We start from the raw sequence: 26,163 nt of genomic DNA, 5'->3' as shown, positions 1-26,163 counted from the left end.
TGGCGGGGTCAGGCTCACGCCCGCACCGCGGCGCGCCGCCCGGTGATACTGGCGGCATGGACCAGCTTGATCAGCGAGCCTGCCTCGGCGAATTCCTCCGCTCCCGCCGCGCGCGGCTGCGCCCCGAGGACGTGGGACTGCGGGACTACGGGCGCCGCCGGCGCGTGCCCGGGCTGCGCCGCGAGGAACTGGCCCAGCTGGCAGGGGTGTCGGTCGCGTACTACACGCGGCTGGAGCAGCGCGGCGGGCACAACGTGTCGACGGAGGTGCTCGACGCCATCGCGCGGGCCCTGCGGCTGGACGGTACCGAGCGGGCGCATCTGGCGGACCTGGCCCGGCCGAAGGCGCGCCGGCGCCGGCAGGCCCAGCGCCCCCAGCAGGTGCGGCCCGAGCTGCGGACGCTGATGGACGCGATGGACGGCGTACCGGCGTACCTCGTGGGGCACCGGCAGGACGTCATCGGCTGGAACCGCCTGGCGGCCGCGGTCTTCGGGGACTTCGGGGCGCTGCCGGCGGCCGAGCGGAACCTGGTGCGGCTGGTGTTCCTGGACCCGGCGACGGCGGAGCTGTACGGGGAGTGGGAGTGCCGGGCGTGCGAGGTGGTCAGCAACCTGCGGGTGTACGCGGGTCAGCACCCGGACGACGAGCAGCTGTCGGCGCTGGTCGGGGAACTGTCGGTGAAGAACGAGGAGTTCCGGCGGCTGTGGGCGGCGCACACGGTGGCGGACAAGACGCACGGGGTGAAGGTCCTGCGGCACCCGCTCGTGGGTGAGATGCGGCTGTCCTTCGAGACGCTGACGCTCCCGGACGACCCGGCGCAGTCCCTGGTCACCTTCCACGCGGCGCCGGGCTCCGCTTCGGCGGACGCCCTGCGCCTGCTGGCCGCTTGGGACGCCCAGTCGACCGTGCCGCCGCCCGCGCGGCCGTCGGCGGGACGGCCGGCGCAGGCCGTCCCGGGGCCGGCTACAGCTTGAGCTGGAAGATGCCCGCGTCGCGCTCGCGGCGGTAGCCGATGGCCTCGTTGACCGCGCGCATGTGGGTGTTGGCGTCGGCCACCGTCGTGGCGATGCGTCGCAGCGCGGGATGGCGGGCGGCCGCCTCGGCCGCCATGCGCAGTTTCACGGCGCGGCCGAGGCCGCGGCCGCGGTGGCCGGGGGTGACCACCGTGTCGTGCTGGACGGCGCGTGCACCGGACGGGTCCGGCAGGACGAGTTCCGTGTACGCGGCCACCTCGCCGGCCGCGGTCACGGCCGCGACCGTGGTCGGTTCGCCGCCCCGGTCGATGGTCAGCTGCTGCAGGGCGTGCAGGCGCTGCGCCGTCCAGACCTGGATGCGCTCGTCCATGTCCCCGGTCGGCGTGTCCTCCATCGCCCCGTGGGCGGTGGCGAGGGCGGGTGCCCAGGCGTCGGGGGTCAGGCCGTGCCAGACGTGCAGTGCGTAGCCGGGGGTGGCGGGGACGGGCGCGGGCTCGCCTGCGGGGAGTTCCTGTTCGTACCAGGCCATCGGCAGGACGTTCTCGAAGCCCAGCGACTCGGCGAACGCCTGCCCCGGTCCGCCCAGGTCCACGAGGGCGGCGACCGAGGTCCGGCCCTGCGCGAGCAGTTCCCCGCGGACCTGCGCCCACAGGGCGGTGCCCACGCCCCGCCGCCGCTCCTGCGGCCGTACGGTCAGCACGTCGAGGAACGCGGTGTGCGTGTTGCCCTCGTCCGTGAACAGGAGCAGGGCCGCCACGCCGGCTCCCTCGCCCGCCGCCCAGAGCACGGGCCGGCCGCGCGCGGGCGGCACGCACAGCCGCCCCGCGATCTCCCGGCGGGAGGGCGCGGGCAGCTGCGGCCGGTCGGCGGCCACGGCGGCGGTCAGCACCGCCAGCCAGGCGTCGACCTCGGCGTCGGACGGCGGCAGGTCGAGGGAGCGGATCGTCATCCCCCGACCCTAGACGGGGCCCGGACGCGGCACTGAGCGGTTTTCGGCCACCCTCTCCTCCGGCATCCGGCCCCGCCCGGGACCTCGCGAAAAACAGGACGGCGGGGACCCCTGGAGGTCCCCGCCGTCCGTCGACTGCGGTCGGTTCACCTGCGGTGTCAGGCGGCCGAGCCCGCCTTCCACTCGGCCCAGGCCATGTTCCAGCCGTTGAGGCCGTTGTCCGGCTTGATGGTCTTGTCCGGGGAGTTGACCACGGTGACCACGTCGCCGATGAGCGAGTTGTCGAAGAACCACGCGGCGGGCTGGTTCGGGTCGTTCGCGCCCTGGGCGTCGTTCAGGCCGACACAGCCGTGGCTGGTGTTGACGCTGCCGAAGACCGAGTCCGAGCCCCAGTAGTTGCCGTGGATGAAGGTGCCGGACGTGGACAGCCGCATGGCGTGCGGGACGTCCTTGATGTCGTACTCGCCCTTGCCCTCGTCGTTCTTGAAGCCGACGGTCGAGCCGTCCATCCGGGTCTCCTTGAACTTCTCGGAGATCACCATCTGGCCGTTGTACGTCGGGTTCTCCGGGGAGCCCGCCGAGATCGGGATGGTCTTGAGGACCGCGCCGTCCCGGGTGACCGTCATCTTCTTCGTCTTCGTGTCGACCGTGGAGACCTGGCTGCGGCCGATCTTGAAGGTGACGGTCTTGTTCTGGACGCCCTGGACGCCCTGAGCGCCCTGGACGCCCTCCAGTGCCAGCTTCAGCGTGACGGTGGAGTTCGCCTGCCAGTACTGCTCGGGGCGGAAGTCGAGGCGCTGCGGGCTGAACCAGTGGCCGACGACTTCCTGGCCGCTGCTGGAGGAGACCGAGATCCCCGCCTGGACGGCCTTCTTGTCCTTGATCGGCTTGTTGAAGGTGATCGAGACCGGCATGCCCACGCCGACCGTCTGGCCCTCCTCCGGGACGAAGGAGGCCACGAAGCTGTTCTCGGGGGAGACGGTGGTGAAGGAGGCGTTCTCGTGGGCCTCGCGGCCGTCCGCGTCCTTCGCCGTCGCCGCCAGGGCGTACTTCGTGGAGCGCTTCAGGGCCGCGTCGGGCTTCCAGCTCTTGCCGTCGGCGGCGATCTTGCCCGCCACGGCCGTGCCCTCGCTGGTCTTCAGCTCGACCAGGGTGAGCGTGCCGTCACTGACGGCGACGTTGGCGGCGTCGTTGAGCCCGACGTTGGTGGCGCCGTCCTTCGGCGTGATGGTTATCTTCGCCTTCGACGCGTCCTTGGCCGCTGCCGCGTCGACCTCCGCCTGGGACTTGCTGGCCTCGCCGTTGCCCTTCGGCTTGTCGTCGCCCCCGTCGTTGCACGCCGAGAGCACCAGTACACCGCCGAGCACGACGGATATGGCCGCCAGGGACCTTCTCCGTCGCTTGCTGTCCGTCCTCACACGTCACTCCATCGTTGCCGGATACCCCGCGGCTGCCGTCCCGGGGTTGGCCGGGCAGGGGGGCGCACCCCCCTGCCTCGTCCTGACAACGCGTTAACGGCGCCGGCCGGTTCCACATTCCGTTGGGATGTGGGCAACCACACGGTCAGGCGTTGTCGGGTTCTTCGTCGAAGTCCCCATCTTCCTCGTCCAGGTCCCACTCCATCGACTCGGGGTCGTATTCGACGGGCTCGCTGCTCCAGGAGGCCTGCGCCAGCTCCACGCCGGGAATCTCGGCGACCAGGTCAGTGGGGTCCACGAGGTAGGCCAGGGCCTCCGATTCGTCCTCGCGGACGGCGGACTCGGCGTGGCCGCGCTCCTCGTCCGGCATGAACTCGTCGGCCTTGATGTGCGCGAGCGCGGCTCCGGTGAGTGCCTGGGCGTCCGGCACCTCAAGTACCAAATCCACCCGAAGGCGGACATAACGTGATGTCTCAGAAGGGTTCATACGACGGAGAGTAAGCCCGCGGAAGCCCTGACTTTCCCACGACCCGCCCCTTTCCGTAGCATCACCGCACACGGCCAATTCGCTGCTGCCACAAGGGGGATCGCACCGTGTCCGCACGCCGACCGCTGCTCACCGCTCTCGGAGCGACCACCCTCCTCGCCGCCCTGTGGTTCGTGCCCTCGGCGGGCGCCACCTCCCCAGGGGCCGCGGAGAGCCTTTCCGGCGTGCCCGCCGGCGCGAACACCACGGAGACCGGCGCCGGAGCCGGTTCCGGTTCCGGCACCGTCACGGGAACGGCCGAAGCGGCGGGCGCACAGGCGCCGTCCGTCGTGCTCGCCGACACCGGCTCCGTCGACACCACCCCCTACCTGCTGGGCGGCACGCTCTTCCTCGGTGTCGGGGCCGGGTTCGTGGCCTTCTCCGTACGCCGCTCCCACTCCCCCTCACGCTCCGCGTGAACGGGACACGCGCCCGGTGAACGGGAAGGGCCGCCCCGGGAGAGATCCCGGAGCGGCCCTTCGCCGTACGGCAGAGTCCGCGGTCAGGCGAGCGGACCCGTCACCGGCTCCACCGCTGCGAGCAGCCCGCCCGTACGGACGAACTCATCGGCGGCGGCCAGGTCGGGGGCGAGGAAACGATCCGGCCCGGGACCCTGCACGCCCGCCGCCCGGGCGGCCTCGATGGCGGCCCGGCTGGCCGGCGCCGCGGTGAGCCCGTGGCGCAGCTCGATGGCGCGGGTGGCCGCGTACAGCTCGATGGCGATGATCCGCGTCAGGTTGTCGATGGCGGTACGGAGCTTGCGCGCGGCCGACCAGCCCATCGAGACGTGGTCCTCCTGCATGGCGGAGGAGGGGATCGAGTCGGCCGAGGCCGGCACCGCGAGCCGCTTCATCTCACTGACCAGGGCGGCCTGCGTGTACTGGGCGATCATCAGACCGGAGTCCACGCCGGCGTCGTCCGCGAGGAACGGCGGCAGGCCGTGCGAGCGGTTCTTGTCGAGCAGCCGGTCGGTGCGCCGCTCGGCGATGGAGCCGAGGTCGGCGGCCGCGATGGCCAGGAAGTCCAGCACGTAGGCGACCGGGGCCCCGTGGAAGTTGCCGTTGGACTCCACGCGCCCGTCGGGCAGCACCACCGGGTTGTCGACGGCGGCGGCCAGCTCGCGGGAGGCCACCAGGGCGGCGTGCGCCATGGTGTCGCGGCCCGCGCCGGCGACCTGCGGGGCGCAGCGCACCGAGTACGCGTCCTGCACGCGCGGGGCGGACTCCTCCTGGAAGTGCCCGGTGAGCCCGGAGCCCTTCAGCACGGCGGCCATGTTGGCGGCGGAGGCGCCCTGGCCGGGGTGCGGGCGGATGGCGTGCAGCTCCGGCTGCAGGACCTTCTCGGTGCCGAGCAGCGCTTCCAGGGTGAGGGCCGCGGTGATGTCGGCGGAGGTGTACAGCTTGCCGAGGTCGGCGAGGGCCATGACGAGCATGCCGAGCATGCCGTCGGTGCCGTTGAGGAGGGCGAGGCCCTCCTTCTCGCGGAGCTCGACGGGGGTGATCCCGGCCTCGGCGAGCAGCTCGCCGGCGGGGCGGACGGTTCCGTCCGGGCCCTCGGCGTCGCCCTCGCCCATGAGCGCGAGCGCGCAGTGGGACAGCGGGGCGAGATCGCCGGAGCAGCCCAGGGAGCCGTACTCGTGGACGACGGGGGTGATCCCGGCGTTGAGCACGTCGGCCATGGTCTGGGCGACGGAGGGCCGTACGCCGGTGTGCCCGGAGGCGACGGTCTTCAGCCGGAGGAACATCAGCGCGCGGACCACCTCGCGCTCGACGCGCGGGCCCATGCCGGCGGCGTGCGAGCGGACGATGTTGCGCTGGAGCTGGGCGCGCAGCTCGGGACTGATGTGCCGGGAGGCGAGGGCGCCGAATCCCGTGGACACCCCGTAGACGGGCTCGGGCTTGGCGGCGAGGGCGTCGACGATCTCGCGGGCGCGGGCGAGTGCGTCGAGCGCCTCGCCGGACAGCTCGACCCGTGCGTTGCCGCGGGCGACGGCGATGACGTCCTCGGCAGTGGTCCCGGAGGTCCCGACCACAACAGTGTGCATATCCATATTCAGCACCCTACGGATTGAATCGCTTCATGTCACTAGGGGAAATTGTCACGATCGCGACCGACGAGTAACCCTTACGACCCAGTGCCGCCCGCGGGCAGCCGCACCCCTGGCCGGGGGCGGTCACGCGCGGTCACTGACGCCCTCGGAAGCGGCGCCGCTCCCCGGGGGCCTCCTGGGCGGCGGCGTCCGCGAGCCGGACCACCGCGGTGTCCCGCCCCGCCACCACCGGCCCGGTCGAGCGCGCCGCCTTCGCCTTGTACTGGGCGGCGTCGGCCAGCCGGAACAGCCGCCGGGAGGACTTCACCGGCCCGATCGGGTCCCCGGTGGAGGCCACCCCGCAGGCCACGCCCTCGCCCAGCTCCAGCCCGGCCGCCCGGGTGCACAGCTCCTCGGTGACCCGGACCACCTCGTCGGCGCTCGGGCCGACCCCGACCAGACAGAACTCGTCACCGCCCAGGCGTGCGACCAGCGCCCCGGGCAGCATGGCCCCGCACAGGCTGAGGACCGAGCCGAACCGCTCCAGCAGCCGGTCGCCCATGGCGTGGCCCAGGGTGTCGTTGACCTTCTTCAGCCCGTTCAGGTCGCAGACGACGAGGCTGACCACCACCCCGGTGCGCCGGTGCTCCTCCAGGGCCTCGTCGAGCCGCATGTCGACGGCCCGGCGGTTCGCGAGCCCGGTCAGCGGGTCGGTGAAGGCGAGGCGCCGAGCCTCCTCCAGCCGCTCGTTCTGCGCGAGGCCGGCCGCGATCACGGCGGCCAGCACGGTGGCGAACTCGGCGTCGTCCTCGTCGAAGTCGGGCAGCCCCTCGTCCCGGGCGACGTACAGCTCGCCCCAGGCCCGCCCGCTGAGCACGACGGGCGCGACCACGCAGGTCCCGCGGCCGCGGTGGCGCAGCGCCTCTCCGCGCCGCCCGGGGCGGTCGCCGACGGCGCTCTCGACCCAGGCGTGCGGGCCCCCGCCGCCCACCCACCGTTCGTGGAGGAACTCGGTGATCTCCGGGAAGTCGTGCACGGGGTAGGACTCGTCCTCGGGGAACTCCTCCTCCCCGGCCCGCCGCTCGCCCTCGTTCACGAGCACGCGCAGGCGCCCCCGCTCCCGTTCCCACGCGGAGATCGCGGCGAAGGAGCCGTCCAGCGCCGTGCGCGCCCCCCGCGCCGCCGCCCGCACACTGTCCCGCGGCGCGCAGGCCGCGGCCATCGCCTGCGCGAGGCTCACCACGGCTCGCAGCCGCCCGTCGACTCCCATCACCCCAGGTTAGGGAGTTTTGTCCGATTTGGTACGTGTGACGCCGCGGCGGAGACGTCCCCGGCCCTGCCGGACGGGCGGGCTACTCCCCCGGCCAGTTCGGCTTGCGCTTCTCGTTGAACGCCGCCACGCCCTCCGCCCGGTCACCGGAGAAGGCCACCGTCCGCCAGGCCGCGTCCTCGATCTCCAGGCCCGCCGCCAGGTCCATCCCGTGCCCCAGCCGCAGCGCCCGCTTGGCCGCCCGCAGACCGACCGGGGAGTTCGCCGCCATCCGGGACGCCAGGGCCAGGGCCTCGGCCCGGTCCTGCCCCGCCGCGACCACCGAGTCCACCAGCCCCAGGGACAGCGCCTCGGCCGCCTCCACCCGGCGCGCCGTGAAGATCAGCTCGGCCGCCCGCGCCGCACCCACCCGGCGCGGCAGCAGCTGCGTACCGCCGCCGCCCGGAATCACGCCCACCGACACCTCGGGCAGCCCGACCACCGCGCTCTCGTCGGCCACGATCACGTCGCAGGCCAGGGCCAGCTCGAAGCCGCCGCCCAGCGCGAAGCCGTGCACCGCCGCGATGGTCGGCACCGGAAGCTCCAGCACTCCCCCGTACGCCCCGCGCGTGGTCGGCCGCTGCCGCACCAGCTCGGCGTCCGAGAGCGAGTTCCGCTCCTTGAGGTCCGCCCCGACGCAGAAGGCCCGCTCGGCGGTGGAGGTGAGCACGACCACGCGCACCGACGGGTCCGCGGCGAGCGCCGCGCAGGCCGCGCCGATCGACCGGGCCATCTCCGTCGACACCGCGTTCATCGCCTTGGGGCGGTCCATCGCCAGCTCCGCGACGTGCCCGTCGCCCTCCCGACGTACCGCGACGAACTCTCCGAAGCGCTGCTCAGACATGCCTGCGACCCTCCCGGTTAACGAGCGTTATCAGCGCACTCTAGTGCGCGGGGAGGCCGCCGGGTCAAGGCCGCGGGATCCGGGGCACGGCTGCGCCCCGGCCCGCCGCCGAAGGGGCCGGACCGGGCGGCGAGGGCCCGGGGGGGCGTCAGGCGGGGTTCTTGGGCTTCCTGCGGGTGAGCGACCAGGGCTCCACCACGCCGAGCCCGCGCACCGGCCGCTGCCACATCGGCTGGAGGGCGAACCGGTAGGCCGCCCCCTCGTCGGGCGAGTTCTCCGCTTCCTTCTCCGACACCGGCGCCGCCCCGGACCGGGAGAGCTCCTCGGCCATCGCCCCGTCCACCAGCACCGCGTCCTTGGGGGCTATGGAGGTCAGCCGGCTGGCCAGGTTCACCGTGGTCCCGAAGACGTCGCCCATCCGGGTCGTCACCGTGCCGAAGGCGATCCCGACCCGCAGCTCGGGCATCTGCGCGTCGAGCTCCATCGTCTCGATCAGCCGCAGTGCGATCTCGGCCGCCGTCGCCGCGTCGTCGGCGCAGTACAGCACCTCGTCGCCGAGCGTCTTGATCAGCCTGCCGCCGTGCGCGGCCACCAGGTCCGCCGCGGTCGTCTCGAAGGACTCGACGAGCTCGCCGAGCTCCTCCTCCTCCAGCCGCCGCGTGAGGCGGGTGAAGCCCACCAGGTCGGCGAAGCCCACGGCGAGCCGCCGGTCCACCATCTCGTCGTCGTCCGCGACCTGCACCACGCGCCCGGTGGCGGCCGCCAGCTGCCGCCGCCACACGTAGACGAGGAATTCCTCCAGCTCGGGCAGGAGCAGCTCCACCAGGGGGTACGTGACCTCCGTACGGGTCATCCCCGGCTCCGGCGGCTCCGTCAGCCCCTCCAGGAAGGAGTCGATCTGCCACTCCGCCAGCCGCGCCGTGGTCTGCCCGGTGGACCGGGCCACCTGCACCGCCATCGGCTCGGACAGCAGCCCGGCCTCCACCAGACCGGCGAGCCGGCGCAGGGCCAGTACGTCGGCCTCGGTCAGCGCCTTGGCCTGCCCGATGTCGGCGAAGCCCATGGCCCGCCAGAAACGGGAGGCGAGCTCCATGGACACACCGGCGCTCCGGGCGGCCTGGAACGGCGTGTACCGGCGCTCGGCCCCGAGGATCAGCTGCTCCAGCCGGATGGCGAGGGGATCCGCCGTCGGCTGGGCCGTGTGGTCCACCTCGTGGTGCGGAGTGTGCTGGTCACGGCCGATCGGGGTGACCGGGCCGGACGCGGAGCCGCCGGCGCCGGCGGACGCGCTGGACGTAGAGTCGTCGACGGTCAAGGGCCGCCTCCTGTCCATTCCGTGCGCACTGCCCTGCGAACCGGTTGATCACCACGAGCACCGGGATCGCCTAAACCATACGGCAGGTGTGCCGTAGCTCACTCCCCCTCCCCTTTTTGCGGCTCGGTCCGCCCCCGGGGCGCCCGGGCGCCCCATGAGGCCGTACCCGCCCGAAATGCTGGTTCCACACATTTCTCCGCGCGCCCGGCCTCATCCCCGTCGTGCCCCGTCAGTGCACGGAGCGCAGGTGGACGACGTCCCCCGCCCCCACCGCCTCGTGCTGTCCCTCGGCCGTACGGATCACCAGGCGGCCATCGGTGTCCACCGCTTCGGCCGTTCCGGTGAGAGTGCGGCCGCCCGGGAGCTCCGCGCGGACGTGGCGGCCGAGGGTGGCGCAGCCCGCCGCGTAGGTCTCCTGGAGGCCGCTGGCGGCGGGGTCGCCGCCCGCCGCGCGCCAGTTTCCGTACCACTCCTCCAGGGAGCGCAGTACGGCCCTCAGGAGCGGGTCCCGGTCGGTCACGGCGGCCTTGGCCAGCGCCAGCGAGCCCGCGGCCGGCACGGGCAGCTCGTCCTCGGTGAGGCTGACGTTGAGCCCGATCCCGACGACCACGCCGTCGGTGACCCGCTCGGCGAGGATCCCGCCGGTCTTGCGCTCCTCGCCGTCCACGGTGACCAGCAGGTCGTTGGGCCATTTGAGTGCGGTGTCCACGCCCGCCGCACGGGACAGCCCGGTCGCGGTGGCCACGCCGGCCAGCAGGGTCAGCCACCCCCACCGCTCCTGCGGCACCGCGTCGCCCGGCTTGAAAAGGACGGAGAAGAACAGCCCGGACCGGGCCGGCGCGACCCAGCTCCGGTCGAGCCGCCCGCGCCCCGCGCTCTGCTCCTCGGCGACGAGCACGGCCCCCTCGGGCAGCTCCGGCGCCCGGGCGGCGAGGTCGGTGTTGGTGGAGCCGGTGGTGGCGACCACGTCGAGGGAGCTCCACAGCGTTCCCCCGGTGACGAGGGCCCGCCGGAGCCCCTCGGCGTTCAGGGGCGGCCGCTCCAGACTCGACCAACGACCGGCGGAAGCTCCTGCTGATGCATCTGATGGCGTCATGCAAGCCACATTAGGTGTGTCAAACGCCGCACTGCCGAGCGCCATGCCCGCCGATACGCTACGCACCAGTAGCCAGCAGTAGTCAATCAATTGACCAGGCAGTTGACACCATGCAGGGAGCCGCGACCCCGATGTCACATCCGTCAGAGCCGATCGACATGCACACCACCGCGGGCAAGATCGCGGATCTGCAGCGCCGCATCGACGAAGCCACCCACGCCGGATCCGCGCGTGCCGTGGAGAAGCAGCACGCCAAGGGCAAGCTGACGGCGCGTGAGCGGGTGGCCCTGCTGCTGGACGAAGGGTCCTTCGTCGAGCTGGACGAGTTCGCCCGGCACCGCTCCACCAGCTTCGGGCTGGAGAAGACCCGCCCCTACGGCGACGGCGTCGTCACCGGCTACGGCACGGTCGACGGCCGCCCGGTGGCCGTGTTCTCGCAGGACTTCACCGTCTTCGGCGGCGCCCTCGGCGAGACCTACGGCCAGAAGATCATGAAGGTCATGGACTTCGCGCTGAAGACGGGCTGCCCGCTCGTCGGCATCAACGACTCCGGCGGCGCCCGCATCCAGGAGGGCGTCAGCGCGCTGGGCATGTACGGCGAGATCTTCCGCCGCAACGTGCACGCCTCCGGCGTGATCCCGCAGATCAGCCTGATCGTCGGGCCCTGCGCGGGCGGCGCCGTGTACTCCCCCGCCATCACCGACTTCACGGTCATGGTCGACCAGACCTCGCACATGTTCATCACCGGTCCGGACGTCATCAAGACGGTCACCGGCGAGGACGTCGGCTTCGAGGAGCTGGGCGGGGCGCGCACCCACAACAGCACGTCCGGCGTGGCCCACCACATGGCGGGCGACGAGAAGGACGCCATCGAGTACGTGAAGTCGCTCCTCGCGTACCTGCCGTCGAACAACCTCTCCGAGCCCCCCGCCTTCCCGGAGGAGGCGGACACCGAGGTCTCCGACGCCGACCGCGAGCTCGACGTGCTGATCCCGGACAGCGCGAACCAGCCGTACGACATGCACACCGTGATCGAGCACGTGCTGGACGACGCCGAGTTCCTGGAGACGCAGGCGCTCTTCGCGCCGAACATCCTGACCGGCTTCGGCCGGGTCGAGGGCCACCCGGTGGGCATCGTCGCCAACCAGCCGATGCAGTTCGCCGGCTGCCTGGACATCGACGCCTCCGAGAAGGCGGCGCGGTTCGTCCGGACGTGCGACGCGTTCAACGTCCCGGTGCTGACCTTCGTGGACGTGCCGGGCTTCCTGCCGGGCACGGACCAGGAGTACAACGGAATCATCCGGCGCGGCGCGAAGCTGATCTACGCGTACGCCGAGGCCACCGTTCCCCTGATCACCGTCATCACCCGCAAGGCCTTCGGCGGCGCGTACGACGTCATGGGCTCCAAGCACCTCGGCGCGGACCTGAACCTCGCCTGGCCGACCGCGCAGATCGCCGTCATGGGCGCGCAGGGCGCGGTGAACATCCTGCACCGCCGGACGATCGCGGAGGCGGAGAATGTGGAGGAGACCCGGGCACGGCTCATCGCCGAGTACGAGGACGCGCTGCTCAACCCGTACACGGCCGCCGAGCGCGGTTACATCGACGCGGTGACCATGCCGTCCGAGACCCGGGCGCACGTGGTGAAGGGGCTGCGGCAGCTGCGCACCAAGCGGGAGTCCCTGCCGCCGAAGAAGCACGGCAACATCCCCCTCTAGCCCCTCCAGGAGGTCTCTGTGGTGATCAAGGTCGTCAAGGGCAATCCGACCCCGGAGGAGCTGGCCGCCGCACTGGCGGTGGTCCAAGCGCGCGCGGCGGTGCTGGCCTCGGCACCGTCGGGCGCCCCGCCGGTCGCGGACGAGTGGTCGACGCCGGCCCGGGTGGCACGGCGGCGGCTGCCGCAGCCGGGCCCGCGCGCGTGGGGCCGTACGTACTGGCCGGGTTAGCCGAAGATGATGTGAACGAAGGGTGGCGCCTGAGTACCCGTACTCAGGCGCCACACCCGTTCCCGGGGCCAGGATCGGAGCATGCTCTGGTCCGACCCGAAGAACGAGCCGCCCAAGGACATGCGCGACGCGCAGGCGATGATCCGGCGGCTGAGCCTGGTGCTCGCCCTCGCCATGCTCGTCGTGGTCTACGTCCTCGGCGTGGGCCACTTCTAGGCCTTCTCCGGGCGTGTTCCGGGGTGTCGTCGGCGCGCCTACGATGGCGGGCATGACTGCCACGCCCCAGCCCGCGAACCCGCGCAAGCTCGTCCTCGCCTCCGCCTCCCCCGCCCGGCTGAACCTGCTGCGCCAGGCCGGGCTCGCCCCGCACGTGATCGTCAGCGGCTTCGACGAGGACACCCTGAACCACGACGAGCCCGCCGCGCTGGCCCTGGCGCTGGCCGAGGCGAAGGCGGCGGTCGTGGCGGGCCTGGACGAGGCCGCGGGCGCTCTGGTGATCGGCTGCGACTCCGTGCTGGAGCTGGACGGCGAGGCGCTGGGCAAGCCCGCCGACGCCGAGGAGGCCACCGCGCGCTGGAAGTCGATGCGCGGCCGGGCGGGCGTCCTGCGCACCGGGCACTGCGTGATCGACACGGCGGACGGCCGTCAGGTCTCGGCGACGGCGTCCACGACGGTCCGGTTCGGCGAGCCGACGGACGCCGAGGTCGCGGCGTACGTGGCGAGCGGCGAGCCGCTGCACGTGGCGGGGGCGTTCACCCTGGACGGGCTGTCGGCGCCGTTCATCGACGGCATCGATGGGGATCACGGCAACGTGATCGGCCTCTCGCTGCCGCTGCTGCGCTCCCTGCTCGGCGAACTGGACGTGTCCATCACGGACCTGTGGGCTTGAGCTCCCCGAGCGCGGGCGGGGGCGGCTGCGGCGGCTGTGTGCTCCCGTTGCCGCCGTCGCCGTCCTGCGGGGCGGCGTAGAGCGTCAGGGTCAGCACCAGGAGGCACAGGATCAGCGTCGTCGCCGCGAAGGCGGGCCAGCCGACCAGGACGACGGCGAGTACGCCCAGCAGCCCGTGGGTGACGGCCGCGGTGATGAGCACGATGCGGGCGAAGCGGCCCGGGGAGCGGTCGCGGAGCGCGGCGACGGCGGCGAGGACGGCGCACAGCACGAGGAAGGCGCCCATGCCCGCCCCCATGGCGTAGGTCGCCTTGGACATGACGTCCGGATCGCTGCCGGCGATGGACATCGACTGGTTCGCCGTGGTCCGGCCCAGCACGATGTGGACGAGCACGAGCACGGCCGCTTCCGCGACAAGCACGATCGCGGCCAGTCCGGCCACGAGTCTTCGCAGCACGACGTCCCCACCCCCCACACGTCACACGCCCGTTCGACGCCTGGAGGCTACTAACGGGTAGCGCAGCGGGCAAGACATCCGCCCACCCGGGTTCGACGGGCCGTCAACGCGCCCTCCCCGGGCCACCGGTGGGTGCCGTCCGGTCCGTCCGTCCGGGGCGCACCGCCGGAGCGCGGTTCCTGCACGGGGACGGCAACCCCTGTGGGTACGGTGTTGTCCCGAATCGTCCTGCGGGACGACGGGGCTACCAATCAGTAAACAAGTGGACAACTCCGGTTCCGCCGGCAAAGAAAATGTGGGCCGTTCGTAGGGACTCGACAAAGAATCACCCGGGGCCGCTGACCGGGGGGACAGAGACCTTGGATACATGACGGGGTTACTGTGCAGTCGGGGATCCCCCTGACCTGGGGCGCCACAAGGGTTCTCGGGTGGTCCGGGCCTCGCATCACACTCTGTGTGGGCAAGGTCACCACCGGGGAAGGGTCGAAAGGCCGTGTGGGCTGTCCCTAAACTCAGCTTGTTTCAAGGAGGGAGCCATCGTGCGCAAGGTGCTCATCGCCAACCGTGGCGAAATCGCTGTCCGCGTTGCTCGGGCCTGCCGGGACGCCGGGATCGCGAGCGTAGCCGTCTACGCCGATCCGGACCGGGACGCTCTGCACGTCCGCGCGGCAGACGAAGCTTTCGCGTTGGGCGGTGACACCCCGGCCGCCAGCTACCTGGACATCTCCAAGGTCCTCCAGGCCGCAGCCGACTCCGGTGCGGACGCCATCCATCCCGGATACGGCTTCCTCTCCGAGAACGCCGACTTCGCCCAGGCCGTGATCGACGCCGGCCTGACCTGGATCGGCCCGCCGCCGCAGGCCATCCGCGACCTCGGCGACAAGGTGGCCGCCCGTCACATCGCCCAGCGCGCCGGCGCCCCGCTGGTCGCCGGTACGCCGGACCCGGTCTCCGGGGCCGACGAGGTCGTCGCCTTCGCCAAGGAGCACGGCCTGCCGATCGCCATCAAGGCCGCCTTCGGCGGTGGCGGTCGCGGCCTGAAGGTCGCCCGCACCCTCGAGGAGGTGCCGGAGCTCTACGACTCCGCCGTCCGCGAGGCCGTCGCCGCCTTCGGCCGCGGCGAGTGCTTCGTCGAGCGCTACCTCGACAAGCCGCGCCACGTCGAGACCCAGTGCCTGGCCGACTCCCACGGCAACGTGGTCGTCGTCTCGACCCGTGACTGCTCCCTGCAGCGCCGCCACCAGAAGCTGGTGGAGGAGGCCCCGGCGCCGTTCCTGACCGAGGCTCAGAACGCGGAGCTGTACGCCGCCTCCAAGGCCATCCTGAAGGAAGCCGGCTACGTCGGCGCCGGCACCGTCGAGTTCCTCGTCTCCGCCGACGGCCTGATCTCCTTCCTGGAGGTCAACACCCGCCTGCAGGTCGAGCACCCGGTCACCGAAGAGGTCGCCGGCATCGACCTGGTCCGCGAGATGTTCCGCATCGCCGACGGCGAGGCGCTCGGCTACGGCGACCCGGTTCTGCGCGGTCACTCCATCGAGTTCCGCATCAACGGCGAGGACCCGGGCCGCGGCTTCCTCCCGGCCCCCGGCACGGTCACCAAGTTCAACGCGCCCACCGGCCCCGGTGTCCGCCTGGACGCGGGCGTCGAGTCCGGCTCCGTGATCGGCCCGGCCTGGGACTCGCTCCTGGCCAAGCTCATCGTCACCGGCGCCACCCGCGAGCAGGCCCTGCAGCGCGCCGCCCGCGCCCTGGCCGAGTTCGAGGTCGAGGGCATGGCCACGGCCATCCCCTTCCACCGTGCGGTCGTCGCCGACCCGGCGTTCGCCCCCACGGACGGCAGCCCGTTCACCGTCTTCACCCGGTGGATCGAGACCGAGTTCGTCAACGAGATCCCGGCGTTCACGGCTCCGGCCGCGGAGGACACCGAGGACGAGCCGGGCCGCGAGACGGTGGTCGTCGAGGTCGGCGGCAAGCGCCTCGAGGTCTCCCTGCCGTCGTCCCTGGGCATGACCCTGGCCCGCACGGCCGCCGCGGGCGGCGCCAAGCCGAAGCGCCGCGCGGCCAAGAAGTCCGGCCCGGCCGCCTCCGGCGACACCCTCGCCTCCCCGATGCAGGGCACGATCGTCAAGGTCGCGGTCGAGGAGGGCCAGCAGGTCACCGAGGGCGAGCTGGTCGTCGTACTGGAGGCCATGAAGATGGAGCAGCCGCTCAACGCGCACCGCTCCGGCACCATCGTCGGCCTCACGGCCGAGGTCGGCGCCTCCGTCACCTCGGGCGCGACGATCTGCGAGATCAAGGACTGACGTCCGCACGACGCAGCCGGCCCCCGGGACCCTTTCGGGTCCCGGGGGCCGGTGTCATGTGCGGGGCGAGCCGCTACCAGGTGCCCGGCGTCGCCTGCCGGCTCCTCAGAGGACCTCGTCGGGTACATGGGTTCAGGTCAGCGAGGTTCGGAACTGGGCTCAGCAGAAGCAGGTCCGCAACCTCACTGTCGCCAATGGTAGAGCGCTTCCTCGTGGCCAATGAAGATGATCTCCTGGAGGTCGCCGCCCACTTCGCCGGCGGCAGTCTGGACGACTTCCTTGTGCGGGAGCCGGATTTTTGGCGCGGAACCCTCCCCGATGGGAAGACGATGACCACAGCACCGAGGCACGTCAACTGGGACTTCGCGGAACGGGTACTGGATGCGGTCCTCCCCGGATCGACGGCATACAACCCGGACAGAATGACCGGCATTCCCCTCGACGACTGGAGGCCTTTCGACCTCACAGAACGCGACGCCGATGCCATCGAGGATGACTTCCTGTCGTACTGCGACGACCTCGAAGGCCCCCTCATCGTGGTGAACAGCACGAGCTTCTACCCGGATCAGGGTCCGTATTTCGTCGAAGCCTCGAATCTCCGCGATTTCGTCAAGGCGTTCGACACTCGCGTCCGCGACTACTCCATGTGGACCGACGTGCTCGTCGTATCGCCTGCCACTGGGTTCGTCATCGTCGTTCAGGATGACGGTTGCATCGTCAAGGTGCGCGGCAACGCCGTCATGACGGTACTTGGAGGCGTGGGCGGCAAGTAGAGGTGCAGGGACAGCGCACCGGCCCCACCGGATTTTCGCGGTGGGGCCGGTACGAATCGAGGCCCTGCCGGTTTCCGGCAGGGCCTCTCTTCCTTCCGGGGCGCGCCCGAGCCTCCGGCGGGTTACCGCCGCCGCATGTCCGCCACCCTCGCCCGTTCCCGTTCGCCCGGGTCCGACAGGGGGGACGCGCTGCGGAGTTGGGCCGTCGGGCCGCCCCGGCGCTGGACCGGGAGGGGGGAGTCGCGGCGGGGGCGACGGGGATGCATGCCGTCGCCGCCGGAGGCCGCGGCGGCGCCCGCCACCGTGATCTGGACTCCCTGGTCCGCCAGGGCCTGGAGCTCCGTCGCCGCGCGGTCGTCGTGCGGCGGGGGCTCGTCCGTGACCAGTCGGGTCATCACGTCCGTCGGCACCGTCTGGAACATGGTGTCCGTGCCGAGCTTCGTGTGGTCCGCGAGGACGACCACCTCCGCCGCCGCCTGCACCAGTGCCCGGTCCACGCTCGCGCTGAGCATGTTGGACGTGGACAGGCCGCGTTCCGCCGTCAGGCCGCTGCCCGAGAGGAAGGCGCGGGAGACCCGGAGCCCCTGGAGGGACTGTTCGGCTCCGCTGCCGACGAGGGCGTAGTTGGACCCGCGCAGGGTGCCGCCGGTCATCACCACCTCCACCCGGTTGGCATGCGCCAGCGCCTGGGCGACGAGCAGCGAGTTGGTGACGACGGTCAGTCCGGGCACGCGGGCGAGCCGGCGGGCCAGCTCCTGCGTCGTGGTGCCCGCGCCTACGACGACGGCCTCGCCCTCTTCCACGAGGGAGGCCGCGACATCGGCGATGGCGGTCTTCTCCGCCGTCGCGAGATGGGACTTTTGCGGAAAGCCGGACTCCCGCGTGAAACCGCCCGGCAAGACCGCACCGCCGTGTCGGCGGTCGAGGAGTCCTTCTGCCTCCAGTGCCCGCACGTCCCGCCGTACGGTCACTTCGGAGGTCTGGACGACGCGGGCGAGCTCCCGGAGCGATACCGCTCCGTTGGCCCGCACCATTTCGAGGATCAATTGGCGACGTTCTGCAGCGAACACGAAACTGACAGTAACCCCAACGACCGTCTGCTTTCAGCTCTTTGCGCCGGAATACCGAAGTTGTCCATATGGCAGGGCGACTAGTGGTATACGCGGCCCGAGCTCTGGGTGAACGTCCGGCCACGCGGCGGCGCACCGCCCCAACACCCTTGAGGTGTGGGGCGGTTGGGGCCGATTACGCCTCCCCGGCGGCCTTCCGCGTGTGCAGCTGGCGCGCCACCTCGGCGATCGAGCCCGACAGCGAGGGGTACACGGTGAACGCGTTTGCGATCTGCTCCACCGTCAGGTTGTTGTCGACGGCGATCGAGATGGGGTGGATGAGCTCGCTCGCGCGCGGGGAGACGACCACGCCGCCGACGACGATGCCGGTGCCCGGACGGCAGAACAGCTTCACGAAGCCGTCCCGGATCCCCTGCATCTTGGCGCGCGGGTTGCGCAGCAGCGGGAGCTTCACGACGCGGGCGTCGATCTTGCCGGCGTCCACGTCCGCCTGGGTGTAGCCGACGGTGGCGATCTCGGGGTCGGTGAAGACGTTCGAGGACACCGTCTTCAGGTTCAGGGGGGCCACCGCGTCACCGAGGAAGTGGTACATCGCGATGCGGCCCTGCATCGCCGCGACCGACGCGAGCGCGAAGATCCCGGTGACGTCACCCGCCGCGTACACGCCGGGCGCGGAGGTGCGCGACACCTTGTCGGTCCAGATGTGCCCCGAGTCCTTGAGCCGGACCCCGGACTCCTCCAGGTTCATGTTCGTGGTGTTGGGGATCGCGCCGACCGCCATCAGGCAGTGCGTGCCGGTCAGGACGCGGCCGTCGGAGAGGGTGACCTCGACCCGGTCGCCCACCCGCTTGGCGGATTCGGCGCGGGAGCGGCCGACGACGTTCATGCCGCGGCGCCGGAAGACGTCCTCCAGGACGGCGGCGGCGTCCGGGTCCTCACCGGGCAGCACGCGGTCGCGGGAGGACACGAGGGTCACCCGGGAGCCGAGGGCCTGGTAAGCGCCGGCGAACTCGGCGCCGGTCACACCGGAGCCGACCACGATGAGCTCCTCCGGGAGCTCGTCGAGGTCGTAGACCTGGGTCCAGTTCAGGATCCGCTCGCCGTCGGGCATGGCGTCTGGGATCTCGCGGGGGTGGCCGCCGGTCGCGATCAGCACCGCGTCGGCCGTCAGGATCGTCTCGGTGCCGTCGGCGGCGGTGACGATGACGTCGCGCGTGCCGTCGATGCCCTGCGGGCCGCCGAGCTTGCCGCGGCCCCGTACGACGCGGGCGCCGGCCCGGGTGACGGAGGCGGTGATGTCGTGCGACTGGGCGAGCGCGAGGCGCTTGACGCGCCGGTTCACCTTGCCGAGGTCCACGCCGACGACGCGCGCGGCCTGCTCCAGCGGCGGGGTGTCGTCCGCGACGACGATGCCGAGCTCTTCGTACGACGAATCGAAGGTGGTCATCACCTCGGCGGTTGCGATCAGAGTCTTGGAGGGTACGCAGTCGGTCAGGACCGAGGCCCCGCCCAGGCCGTCGCAGTCCACGACGGTCACCTCCGCGCCGAGCTGGGCCCCTACCAGCGCAGCCTCATACCCGCCGGGTCCGCCGCCGATGATCACGATCCGGGTCACGAAAAGTCCGCCTCACGTCTACCCGGCCGGCTGCCGCCCCGGCCGGTGTTCCGGGGGGTCTCCCCGGGGGATGCATTCCGTGCCCCATTGTCCCGCACGGTTCAAGGTGCTTCGCGCCCGGTCCCGTCATCCGTGCGCCATCCGGGCACGCGGTCACGGCCACCCCTCCCGTACCCTCGACCTCATGTCGCTCTACGCCGCGTACGCCGGCAACCTCGACCCGCGGCTGATGACGCGCCGCGCTCCCCATTCGCCGCTGCGCGGAACGGGCTGGATCAACGACTGGCGGCTGACCTTCGGCGGCGAGCAGATGGGCTGGGAGGGCGCTCTCGCCACGATCGTCGAGGCCCCGCGCCACCAGGTCTTCGTCGCCCTGTACGACATCGCGCCGCTGGACGAGGACTCGATGGACCGCTGGGAGGGCGTCGGGCTCGACATCTACCGCCGCATGCGGATCCGGGTGCACACCCTGGACGGCGAAGAGGCCGCCTGGTGCTACGTGCTCAACGGCTACGAGGGCGGCCTGCCCTCGGCCCGCTACCTGGGCGAGCTCGCCGACGCCGCCGAGTCCGCGGGCGCCCCGCACGACTACGTGATGGAACTCCGCAAGCGCCCCTGCTGACCCCCGCCGTTCCAGCCCCGCCGGCGTTTGGGGCGCGGGGTCCGGGGCGGAGCCCCGATTCCTTCGGCCCCGCCGAAGCCCGCGGCCAGCGTCCCGCAAGGCCCCCGCCACCCCTCGGGGACGATTCGGCGGAAACGACAAGGCAACGATCCGAACACCGTGAGCTGTGCCATCTACGCGCGTAGGCCAGGAGCGGTTACGCTCGTCTGCGTGAACGCATCTGTTACCGACCCCTTCGCCGCCGCCGACGCCGCAGCCGCCCGCCTGCGCGAGCTGACCGGCGTCGATTCCCACGATGTCGCGCTCGTCATGGGCTCCGGCTGGGCCCCCGCCGCGGAGGCGCTCGGCGCCCCCGAATTCGAATTCCCGGTCACCGAGCTGCCCGGATTCCCGCCGCCCGCCGTCGAGGGCCACGGCGGCAAGATCCGCTCGTACAAGATCGGCGACAAGCACGCGCTGCTCTTCCTCGGCCGGACCCACTACTACGAGGGCCGCGGCGTCGCCGCCGTCGCCCACGGCGTGCGCACCGCCGTCGCCGCCGGCTGCAAGACCGTGGTCCTCACCAACGGCTGCGGCGGTCTGCGCGAGGGCATGAAGCCCGGCCAGCCCGTGCTGATCAGCGACCACCTCAACCTGACGGCCACCTCGCCGATCGTCGGCGCGAACTTCGTGGACCTGACGAACCTGTACTCGCCGAAGCTGCGCGCGATGTGCAAGGAGATCGACCCGAGCCTGGAAGAGGGCGTCTACGTCCAGTTCCCCGGCCCGCACTACGAGACCCCGGCCGAGATCAACATGATCCGCGTCATGGGCGCCGACCTGGTCGGCATGTCCACCGTGCTGGAGGCCATCGCGGCCCGTGAGGCCGGCGCGGACGTGCTGGGCATCTCCCTCGTCACCAACCTGGCGGCGGGCCTCTCCGGCGAGCCGCTGAACCACGAAGAGGTCCTCCAGGCCGGCCGCGACTCGGCCGCCCGCATGGGCACGCTGCTGACGCAGGTCCTCGCCCGCATCTGATCGACGTACGAGAGGTAAGGCGGAAGTAGTGCAGGAACAGGACGACCTGATCACCCGGGCCCAAGCCTGGCTGGCGGAGGACCCGGACCCGGAGACGGCGGCCGAGCTCGCGGCGCTCATCGACGCGGGCGACACCGCGGAGCTCGCGGACCGCTTCGCCGGCACCCTCCAGTTCGGCACCGCCGGACTGCGCGGTGAGATCGGCGCGGGCCCGATGCGGATGAACCGCAGCGTGGTCATCCGGGCCGCGGCGGGCCTCGCGGCCTACCTGAAGGCCCAGGGCCACGCCGGCGGCCTGGTCGTCGTCGGCTACGACGCCCGCTACAAGTCGGCGGACTTCGCCCGCGACACCGCGGCCGTCATGACCGGCGCCGGGCTGCGCGCCGCCGTCCTGCCCCGCCCGCTGCCGACGCCCGTCCTCGCGTACGCCATAAGGCACCTGGGGGCCGTCGCCGGCGTCGAGGTGACCGCGAGCCACAACCCTCCCCGGGACAACGGTTACAAGGTCTACCTCGGCGACGGCTCGCAGATCGTCTCCCCGGCGGACGCCGAGATCGCGGCGGAGATCGCCCGCGTCGACACCCTCGCCTCGGTCCCCCGCCCGGAGTCCGGCTGGGAGGAACTCGGCGACGGGGTCCTGGAGGCCTACCTGGCCCGTACGGACGCCGTCCTGACCCCCGGGTCCGCCCGGGGCGTGCGGACCGTCTACACGGCCATGCACGGCGTCGGCAAGGACGTCGTCATGGCGGCCTTCGCCCGGCACGGCTTCCCGGAGCCGGTCCTGGTCGCCGAGCAGGCCGAGCCGGACCCGGCCTTCCCGACGGTGGCCTTCCCCAACCCGGAGGAGCCGGGCGCGATGGACCTGGCCTTCGCGAAGGCCGCCGAGGTCGACCCGGACATCGTGATCGCCAACGACCCGGACGCCGACCGCTGTGCGGTGGCCGTGCCGACCGCGGACGGCTGGCGGATGCTGCGCGGCGACGAGGTCGGCGCGCTGCTGGCGGAGCACCTGGTCCACAAGGGCGCGGAGGGCGTCTTCGCGGAGTCCATCGTCTCCTCCTCACTCCTGGGCCGGATCGCGGAGGCGGCGGGCGTCGGCTACGAGGAGACCCTCACCGGCTTCAAGTGGATCGCCCGCGTCGAGGGCCTGCGCTACGGCTACGAGGAGGCGCTCGGCTACTGCGTGGACCCCGAGGGCGTCCGCGACAAGGACGGCGTCACCGCCGCACTGCTGGTGGCGGAGCTGGCCTCGGAGCTCAAGGCTCAGGGCCGCACCCTGACCGACCTGCTGGACGACCTGGCGATGGCCCACGGGCTGCACGCCACCGACCAGCTGTCGGTCCGCGTCTCGGACCTGTCGGTGATCGCCTCGGCGATGGCCGCGCTGCGGGCGGAGCCCCCGGTGTCCCTGGCGGGGCTGCGGGTCGTCTCGGCGGAGGACCTGACCAAGGGCACGGAGACCCTCCCGCCCACGGACGGCCTGCGCTACTACCTGGAGGGCGACCACAAGGCCCGGGTGATCGTCCGGCCGTCGGGCACGGAGCCGAAGCTGAAGTGCTACCTGGAGGTGGTGGTCCCGGTCGCCGAGGCCTCCGACCTCGCCCCGGCCCGCATCCGCGGCCAGGAGATCCTGGACGCGATCAAGAAGGACCTCGCGGCGGCAGCCGGCATCTGATTCATCCGGCGCCGCTCGCGCGCCCCGGCCCCAGGGGCCTCACCGGCTTCGCGCCGCTGCGCCCGACTCCGTCCGTCGGGCACGGGGCCGGGGCTTCGGCCCCTGCCCGGCCCGGTCCCGCCCCGTCCGGCGGGGCCGGGCCTTCGCCGTTTTCGGGGGTCCCTGCGGGGCTCTGCGGCCTCCCCCGGACTTCGTCCGGAGGGACCAGGGACCCCACTCAAACGCCGGCGGGGCAGAAATCCAGCCCGCCGGCGTTTGAGGCGATCTTTCGGCCCGTCCGGCCTTCGAGGACCGGGGGTCCCCCCGGACGGAGTCCGGGGAGGAGGGTCCGGGGCGGAGCCCCGCTCCTTCGGCCCCGCCGGCGTTCGAGCGCGGGATACGGGGCGGAGCCCCGGTCTGGGAGCCGCGGCGGCGGAGGGTCAGCGGGGGGTGGCCTTCGGTGAGGCGGACGGGCGGACGATCTCGCCCAGCGTCGGCACCGACTCCGGCCGCGACCGCACCGCCTCCGTGCACTCCCACGCCCGCGGCGGATCCTCGTCCGGCCCGCCCAGGACCACCGGCCCCGGCCCCGCCGACACCGCGTCGTTGCCCGACAGCGTGCACACGACCTGCGACAGGGCCACCGGCGGCAGATCCTCCGGCTTGCGGCTCAACCGCACCGTGCCCGCCGGATCCCCCGCCCGCGGCGCGGACACCGACAGGCCGGCCGGCACCCCGGTCGTGAAGCCGGCGTCCCGCTCGTCCCCGGTCGGCGTCTGCTCCAGCGCCTCCAGCAGTGCCTGCGCGACGAGGCCCACGGGCTCCCGTACGGGCATCTTCTCGGGCACCGGAACCACTCGGTCCACGCCCACCAGCTGCGATCCGCAGACCAGTTCGACCGTGGCCCGGAAGCCCTGCACCCCGCTCTGCCCGGCGGGCGCCGGCGGGGTGTCGCACGACACCCGTGACGGCGCCGGGCCCACGTCCACCGGCACGGTCGTCGCCCTGATCCCGCAGCCCGACGTCGCGAGCAGGGCGATCGCCACCAGCGGGACCACCACGGCCGGCACCACCGGCAGAGCCCTACGCATCCCGGTCATCCGCGATCACCTTCCCCACGTCCACCGGCAGCCGCAGCGTGAACAGCGCTCCGCCCCCCGCCGCGTTGGCGGCGGTGATGTCGCCGCCGTGGATGTGTGCGTTCTCCACGGCGATCGACAGGCCCAGCCCGCTCCCGTCCGACTTCGGCCGCGACGCGCTCGCCTTGTAGAACCGGTCGAAGACGTGCGGCAGGACCTCCTCGGGGATGCCCGGACCGTTGTCGCGGACCGCGATCACCAGCCACTCCCCGTCCACGGTCACCGACACCCGCACCGGCGAGCCGCCGTGCTTGAGCGCGTTGCCGATCAGGTTGGCCAGGATGACGTCGAGGCGGCGCGGGTCGAGCCGGGCCACGATGTCCCGCTCGGCGTCGAGTTCGACCGCGTCGAGCCAGGCCCGCGCGTCGATGCAGGACGTGACCTGGTCGGCGACGTTCACGTCATCCAGCACCAGGCGGGCCGTTCCGGCGTCGAAGCGGGTGACCTCCATGAGGTTCTCCACGAGGTCGTTCAGCCGCCGCGTTTCGCTGACGACCAGCGCCACCGCCGGTGCGATCATCGGATCGAGGTCGTCGACCTCTTCCTCCAGCACCTCCGCGACCGCGGTCAAGGCGGTCAGCGGCGTGCGCAGTTCGTGGGACATGTCCGCGACGAAGCGCCGGCTCGCCTCCTCCCGCGCGCTCATGTCGGCGACCTTCTTCTCCAGCGCCTCGGCCGTCTTGTTGAAGGTGTGCGACAGGTCGGCGAGTTCGTCGGTACCCGACACGTCCAGCCGGTGGTCCAGCTCGCCCTCGCCGAGCCGCCGGGCCGCGTCTCCCAGCCGCTGCACGGGCTTGAGCACCGTACGGGCCGCCGCCTGCGCCAGCAGTGCGGAGCCGAGCAGCGCCAGACCGGTGGCGATCGTCAGCGACCAGGCGAGCGCGTTCAGGTCGTCCCGCTCCTGGGCCAGCGACTTGTACATGTAGCCGGTCGGCCCGCCGCCCACGATCCGGGTGCCGCCGACCAGGTACGGGTTGCCGTTCGGCTTCGTCCGCTGCCAGTACATGTGGTACTCGGCGTCGTTCGCCGCGGTCGTCTTCTGCTCGTCGTTCACGGCGTTCTGGAGGGACTTCGGCACGTCCTGCAGCCCGAAGGAGTCGGGACCGGCCGCGCCGAACACCTGACGGCGGTCCTTGCGCTCGTGCACGAGCAGCACGCTGTAGCCGGGGCTGCTGCCCGCCATCAGCTCGGCGGTGCGCTGCATCTCCTCCGGCGTCGGGTCGGCGGGCAGCGCCGCGGCGCGGTTCTGCATCTCCTGCCGGAAGTCGCCGAGGGCGGCGTCCTGGACGCGGGTGAGCACGGCCTCCCGGTTGAGCCAGTACGCGATCCCGGACGCGGAGACCGCGGCCGTCAGGGCGACCAGGGCGAAGACGATGAGGAGCCGCAGCCGCAGGCTGGTCCAGCGCCGGCCCGCGAGCAACGCGCGGATCACTGCGGTGAGTCCAGGCGGTAGCCGACGCCGCGGACCGTACGGATCAGGGTGGGCGAGGACGGCACGTCCTCGACCTTGGCGCGCAGTCGCTGGACGCAGGCGTCCACGAGCCGCGAGTCGCCGAGGTAGTCGTGCTCCCAGACCAGCCGCAGCAACTGCTGGCGGGAGAGCGCCTGCCCGGGCCTGCGGCTCAGTTCGAGCAGCAGCCGCAGCTCGGTCGGGGTGAGCTGGAGGTCCTCGCCGTTCTTGGTGACCGTCATGGCGGCCCGGTCGATGACGAGGGAGCCGAAGCTCGCCGAGTCGCTCGACTCGCGCTCGCCGCGGCGCAGGACCGCCCGGATGCGGGCGTCGAGCACCCGGCCCTGGACGGGCTTGACCACGTAGTCGTCGGCGCCGGACTCCAGGCCGACGACCACGTCGATGTCATCGCTGCGCGCGGTGAGCAGGATGATCGGCAGCTGGTCGGTGCGGCGGATGCGCCGGCACACCTCGAAACCGTCGATCCCGGGCAGCATTACGTCCAGCACGATCAGATCCGGCCGCTGCTCGCGCAGCAGTTTCAGGCCGTCCTCGCCCGTCGCCGCAGTGGCCACACGGTGGCCCTGGCGAGACAGGGAGAGTTCGAGGGCCGTGCGGATGGCGTCGTCGTCCTCGATCAGCAACAGGAAAGGCACGGGCTCATTCTGTCCCATCGGCAGTCTGTAGTTCGACCGTCGGAGCGAGGTGATCCCACGGAGGTCGCTGTGACAGTGCTGTGACAGTCGACGGACACCCCGGTTAAGTCGG

The 26,163-nt window shown here is 72.2% G+C and carries 25 protein-coding genes; 11 read left to right on the top strand and 14 right to left on the bottom strand.

Features of this window, described 5'->3' with window-relative positions; translation table 11 throughout:
- Window positions 1-56 precede the first annotated feature (56 nt).
- Complete coding sequence (locus OG472_RS27730) at window positions 57-974, top strand: helix-turn-helix domain-containing protein (protein ID WP_405831746.1); 918 nt, start codon at window positions 57-59, stop codon at window positions 972-974.
- Here OG472_RS27730 and OG472_RS27725 read toward each other — a convergent pair.
- The 3 genes from OG472_RS27725 to OG472_RS27715 all read right to left on the bottom strand — a co-directional run bounded on the left by OG472_RS27725 (window position 964) and on the right by OG472_RS27715 (window position 3,789).
- The gene (locus OG472_RS27725) at window positions 964-1,923 is read right to left on the bottom strand and encodes a GNAT family N-acetyltransferase (protein WP_405831744.1); all 960 of its coding nucleotides are present in this window, start codon (window positions 1,921-1,923) and stop codon (window positions 964-966) included. The genes OG472_RS27730 and OG472_RS27725 overlap by 11 nt on opposite strands.
- 158 nt (window positions 1,924-2,081) lie before the next feature.
- Window positions 2,082-3,341 (bottom strand): Ig-like domain-containing protein, encoded by a 1,260-nt coding sequence (locus tag OG472_RS27720; RefSeq protein ID WP_401607075.1) that lies wholly within the window; start codon window positions 3,339-3,341, stop codon window positions 2,082-2,084.
- 145 nt (window positions 3,342-3,486) lie between these two features.
- Window positions 3,487-3,789 (bottom strand): hypothetical protein, encoded by a 303-nt coding sequence (locus OG472_RS27715; protein WP_327415975.1) that lies wholly within the window; start codon window positions 3,787-3,789, stop codon window positions 3,487-3,489.
- A 146-nt stretch (window positions 3,790-3,935) separates the two neighbouring features.
- Here OG472_RS27715 and OG472_RS27710 point away from each other — a divergent pair, with 146 nt between their 5' ends.
- The gene (locus tag OG472_RS27710) at window positions 3,936-4,286 is read left to right on the top strand and encodes a hypothetical protein (protein WP_405831742.1); all 351 of its coding nucleotides are present in this window, start codon (window positions 3,936-3,938) and stop codon (window positions 4,284-4,286) included.
- A gap of 83 nt (window positions 4,287-4,369) precedes the next feature.
- Here OG472_RS27710 and hutH read toward each other — a convergent pair whose 3' ends face one another.
- From hutH to OG472_RS27685, 5 genes are all read right to left on the bottom strand, one after another.
- On the bottom strand, window positions 4,370-5,911 hold the full coding sequence (gene hutH / locus OG472_RS27705; RefSeq protein ID WP_401607078.1) for a histidine ammonia-lyase: 1,542 nt from the start codon (window positions 5,909-5,911) through the stop codon (window positions 4,370-4,372).
- Window positions 5,912-6,050: 139 nt separating this feature from the next.
- Window positions 6,051-7,166: a diguanylate cyclase domain-containing protein gene (locus OG472_RS27700; RefSeq protein ID WP_401607079.1), complete on the bottom strand. Its 1,116-nt coding sequence runs from the start codon at window positions 7,164-7,166 to the stop codon at window positions 6,051-6,053.
- An 82-nt stretch (window positions 7,167-7,248) separates the two neighbouring features.
- Window positions 7,249-8,049: an enoyl-CoA hydratase-related protein gene (locus OG472_RS27695; RefSeq protein ID WP_361770138.1), complete on the bottom strand. Its 801-nt coding sequence runs from the start codon at window positions 8,047-8,049 to the stop codon at window positions 7,249-7,251.
- A gap of 148 nt (window positions 8,050-8,197) precedes the next feature.
- Window positions 8,198-9,364, bottom strand: coding sequence for an adenylate/guanylate cyclase domain-containing protein (locus OG472_RS27690; protein WP_401607084.1), 1,167 nt, complete (start codon window positions 9,362-9,364; stop codon window positions 8,198-8,200).
- 229 nt (window positions 9,365-9,593) lie between these two features.
- Window positions 9,594-10,460, bottom strand: coding sequence for a biotin--[acetyl-CoA-carboxylase] ligase (locus OG472_RS27685; RefSeq protein WP_401607087.1), 867 nt, complete (start codon window positions 10,458-10,460; stop codon window positions 9,594-9,596).
- 131 nt (window positions 10,461-10,591) lie between these two features.
- On the opposite strand from OG472_RS27685, the gene OG472_RS27680 reads away from it, so the two are divergent.
- The 4 genes from OG472_RS27680 to OG472_RS27665 all read left to right on the top strand — a co-directional run bounded on the left by OG472_RS27680 (window position 10,592) and on the right by OG472_RS27665 (window position 13,295).
- Entirely contained in the window at window positions 10,592-12,178 is a 1,587-nt protein-coding gene (locus OG472_RS27680) for an acyl-CoA carboxylase subunit beta (protein WP_401607089.1), read from the top strand.
- Window positions 12,179-12,196: 18 nt separating this feature from the next.
- A complete protein-coding gene (locus OG472_RS27675) occupies window positions 12,197-12,406 on the top strand; it encodes an acyl-CoA carboxylase epsilon subunit (RefSeq protein WP_319725115.1) in 210 nt (69 codons plus the stop codon).
- Between the two features lie 81 nt (window positions 12,407-12,487).
- On the top strand, window positions 12,488-12,622 hold the full coding sequence (mmpB, locus tag OG472_RS27670) for a morphogenic membrane protein MmpB (protein ID WP_257789492.1): 135 nt from the start codon (window positions 12,488-12,490) through the stop codon (window positions 12,620-12,622).
- Between the two features lie 43 nt (window positions 12,623-12,665).
- A complete protein-coding gene (locus OG472_RS27665; RefSeq protein ID WP_383565426.1) occupies window positions 12,666-13,295 on the top strand; it encodes a nucleoside triphosphate pyrophosphatase in 630 nt (209 codons plus the stop codon).
- Here the strand turns inward: OG472_RS27665 and OG472_RS27660 are convergent.
- Window positions 13,276-13,752: a hypothetical protein gene (locus OG472_RS27660; protein WP_401607091.1), complete on the bottom strand. Its 477-nt coding sequence runs from the start codon at window positions 13,750-13,752 to the stop codon at window positions 13,276-13,278. The genes OG472_RS27665 and OG472_RS27660 overlap by 20 nt on opposite strands.
- A 539-nt stretch (window positions 13,753-14,291) precedes the next feature.
- Here OG472_RS27660 and OG472_RS27655 point away from each other — a divergent pair.
- Both OG472_RS27655 and OG472_RS27650 read left to right on the top strand, forming a co-directional pair.
- Window positions 14,292-16,055: an acetyl/propionyl/methylcrotonyl-CoA carboxylase subunit alpha gene (locus OG472_RS27655; RefSeq protein WP_383565422.1), complete on the top strand. Its 1,764-nt coding sequence runs from the start codon at window positions 14,292-14,294 to the stop codon at window positions 16,053-16,055.
- 194 nt (window positions 16,056-16,249) lie between these two features.
- A complete protein-coding gene (locus tag OG472_RS27650; protein ID WP_405942176.1) occupies window positions 16,250-16,828 on the top strand; it encodes a hypothetical protein in 579 nt (192 codons plus the stop codon).
- Window positions 16,829-16,950: 122 nt separating this feature from the next.
- On the opposite strand, the gene OG472_RS27645 is transcribed toward OG472_RS27650, so the two are convergent.
- Window positions 16,951-17,898, bottom strand: a complete 948-nt coding sequence (locus tag OG472_RS27645) for a DeoR/GlpR family DNA-binding transcription regulator (RefSeq protein WP_401607096.1) — start codon at window positions 17,896-17,898, stop codon at window positions 16,951-16,953.
- A gap of 175 nt (window positions 17,899-18,073) precedes the next feature.
- The gene (locus tag OG472_RS27640; RefSeq protein ID WP_401607098.1) at window positions 18,074-19,513 is read right to left on the bottom strand and encodes an NAD(P)H-quinone dehydrogenase; all 1,440 of its coding nucleotides are present in this window, start codon (window positions 19,511-19,513) and stop codon (window positions 18,074-18,076) included.
- A gap of 184 nt (window positions 19,514-19,697) precedes the next feature.
- Here OG472_RS27640 and OG472_RS27635 point away from each other — a divergent pair, with 184 nt between their 5' ends.
- The 3 genes from OG472_RS27635 (at window position 19,698) to OG472_RS27625 (ending at window position 22,827) form a co-directional block, all read left to right on the top strand.
- Complete coding sequence (locus OG472_RS27635; protein ID WP_030290800.1) at window positions 19,698-20,135, top strand: gamma-glutamylcyclotransferase; 438 nt, start codon at window positions 19,698-19,700, stop codon at window positions 20,133-20,135.
- Between the two features lie 210 nt (window positions 20,136-20,345).
- A complete protein-coding gene (locus tag OG472_RS27630) occupies window positions 20,346-21,152 on the top strand; it encodes a purine-nucleoside phosphorylase (protein WP_327415963.1) in 807 nt (268 codons plus the stop codon).
- A gap of 28 nt (window positions 21,153-21,180) precedes the next feature.
- Window positions 21,181-22,827: a phospho-sugar mutase gene (locus tag OG472_RS27625; protein WP_405831732.1), complete on the top strand. Its 1,647-nt coding sequence runs from the start codon at window positions 21,181-21,183 to the stop codon at window positions 22,825-22,827.
- Between the two features lie 419 nt (window positions 22,828-23,246).
- On the opposite strand, the gene OG472_RS27620 is transcribed toward OG472_RS27625, so the two are convergent.
- From OG472_RS27620 to afsQ1, 3 genes are read right to left on the bottom strand one after another with little or no spacing between them, the layout of a single operon-like run.
- Window positions 23,247-23,906 (bottom strand): hypothetical protein, encoded by a 660-nt coding sequence (locus tag OG472_RS27620; protein ID WP_401607103.1) that lies wholly within the window; start codon window positions 23,904-23,906, stop codon window positions 23,247-23,249.
- Window positions 23,890-25,476 (bottom strand): ATP-binding protein, encoded by a 1,587-nt coding sequence (locus OG472_RS27615; protein WP_405834945.1) that lies wholly within the window; start codon window positions 25,474-25,476, stop codon window positions 23,890-23,892. Before OG472_RS27615 ends, OG472_RS27620 begins: the two co-directional genes overlap by 17 nt.
- Window positions 25,374-26,051 carry a two-component system response regulator AfsQ1 gene (gene afsQ1 / locus OG472_RS27610; protein ID WP_063754818.1) on the bottom strand — a complete coding sequence of 226 codons (678 nt, stop codon included), beginning with the start codon at window positions 26,049-26,051 and terminating at the stop codon, window positions 25,374-25,376. Before afsQ1 ends, OG472_RS27615 begins: the two co-directional genes overlap by 103 nt.
- Window positions 26,052-26,163: the final 112 nt, after the last annotated feature.

The sequence above is a fragment of the Streptomyces sp. NBC_00207 genome, from assembly GCF_045160965.1.
Classification (GTDB): Bacteria; Actinomycetota; Actinomycetes; order Streptomycetales; family Streptomycetaceae; genus Streptomyces.
This window is presented reverse-complemented; position numbering and strand designations above follow the sequence as displayed.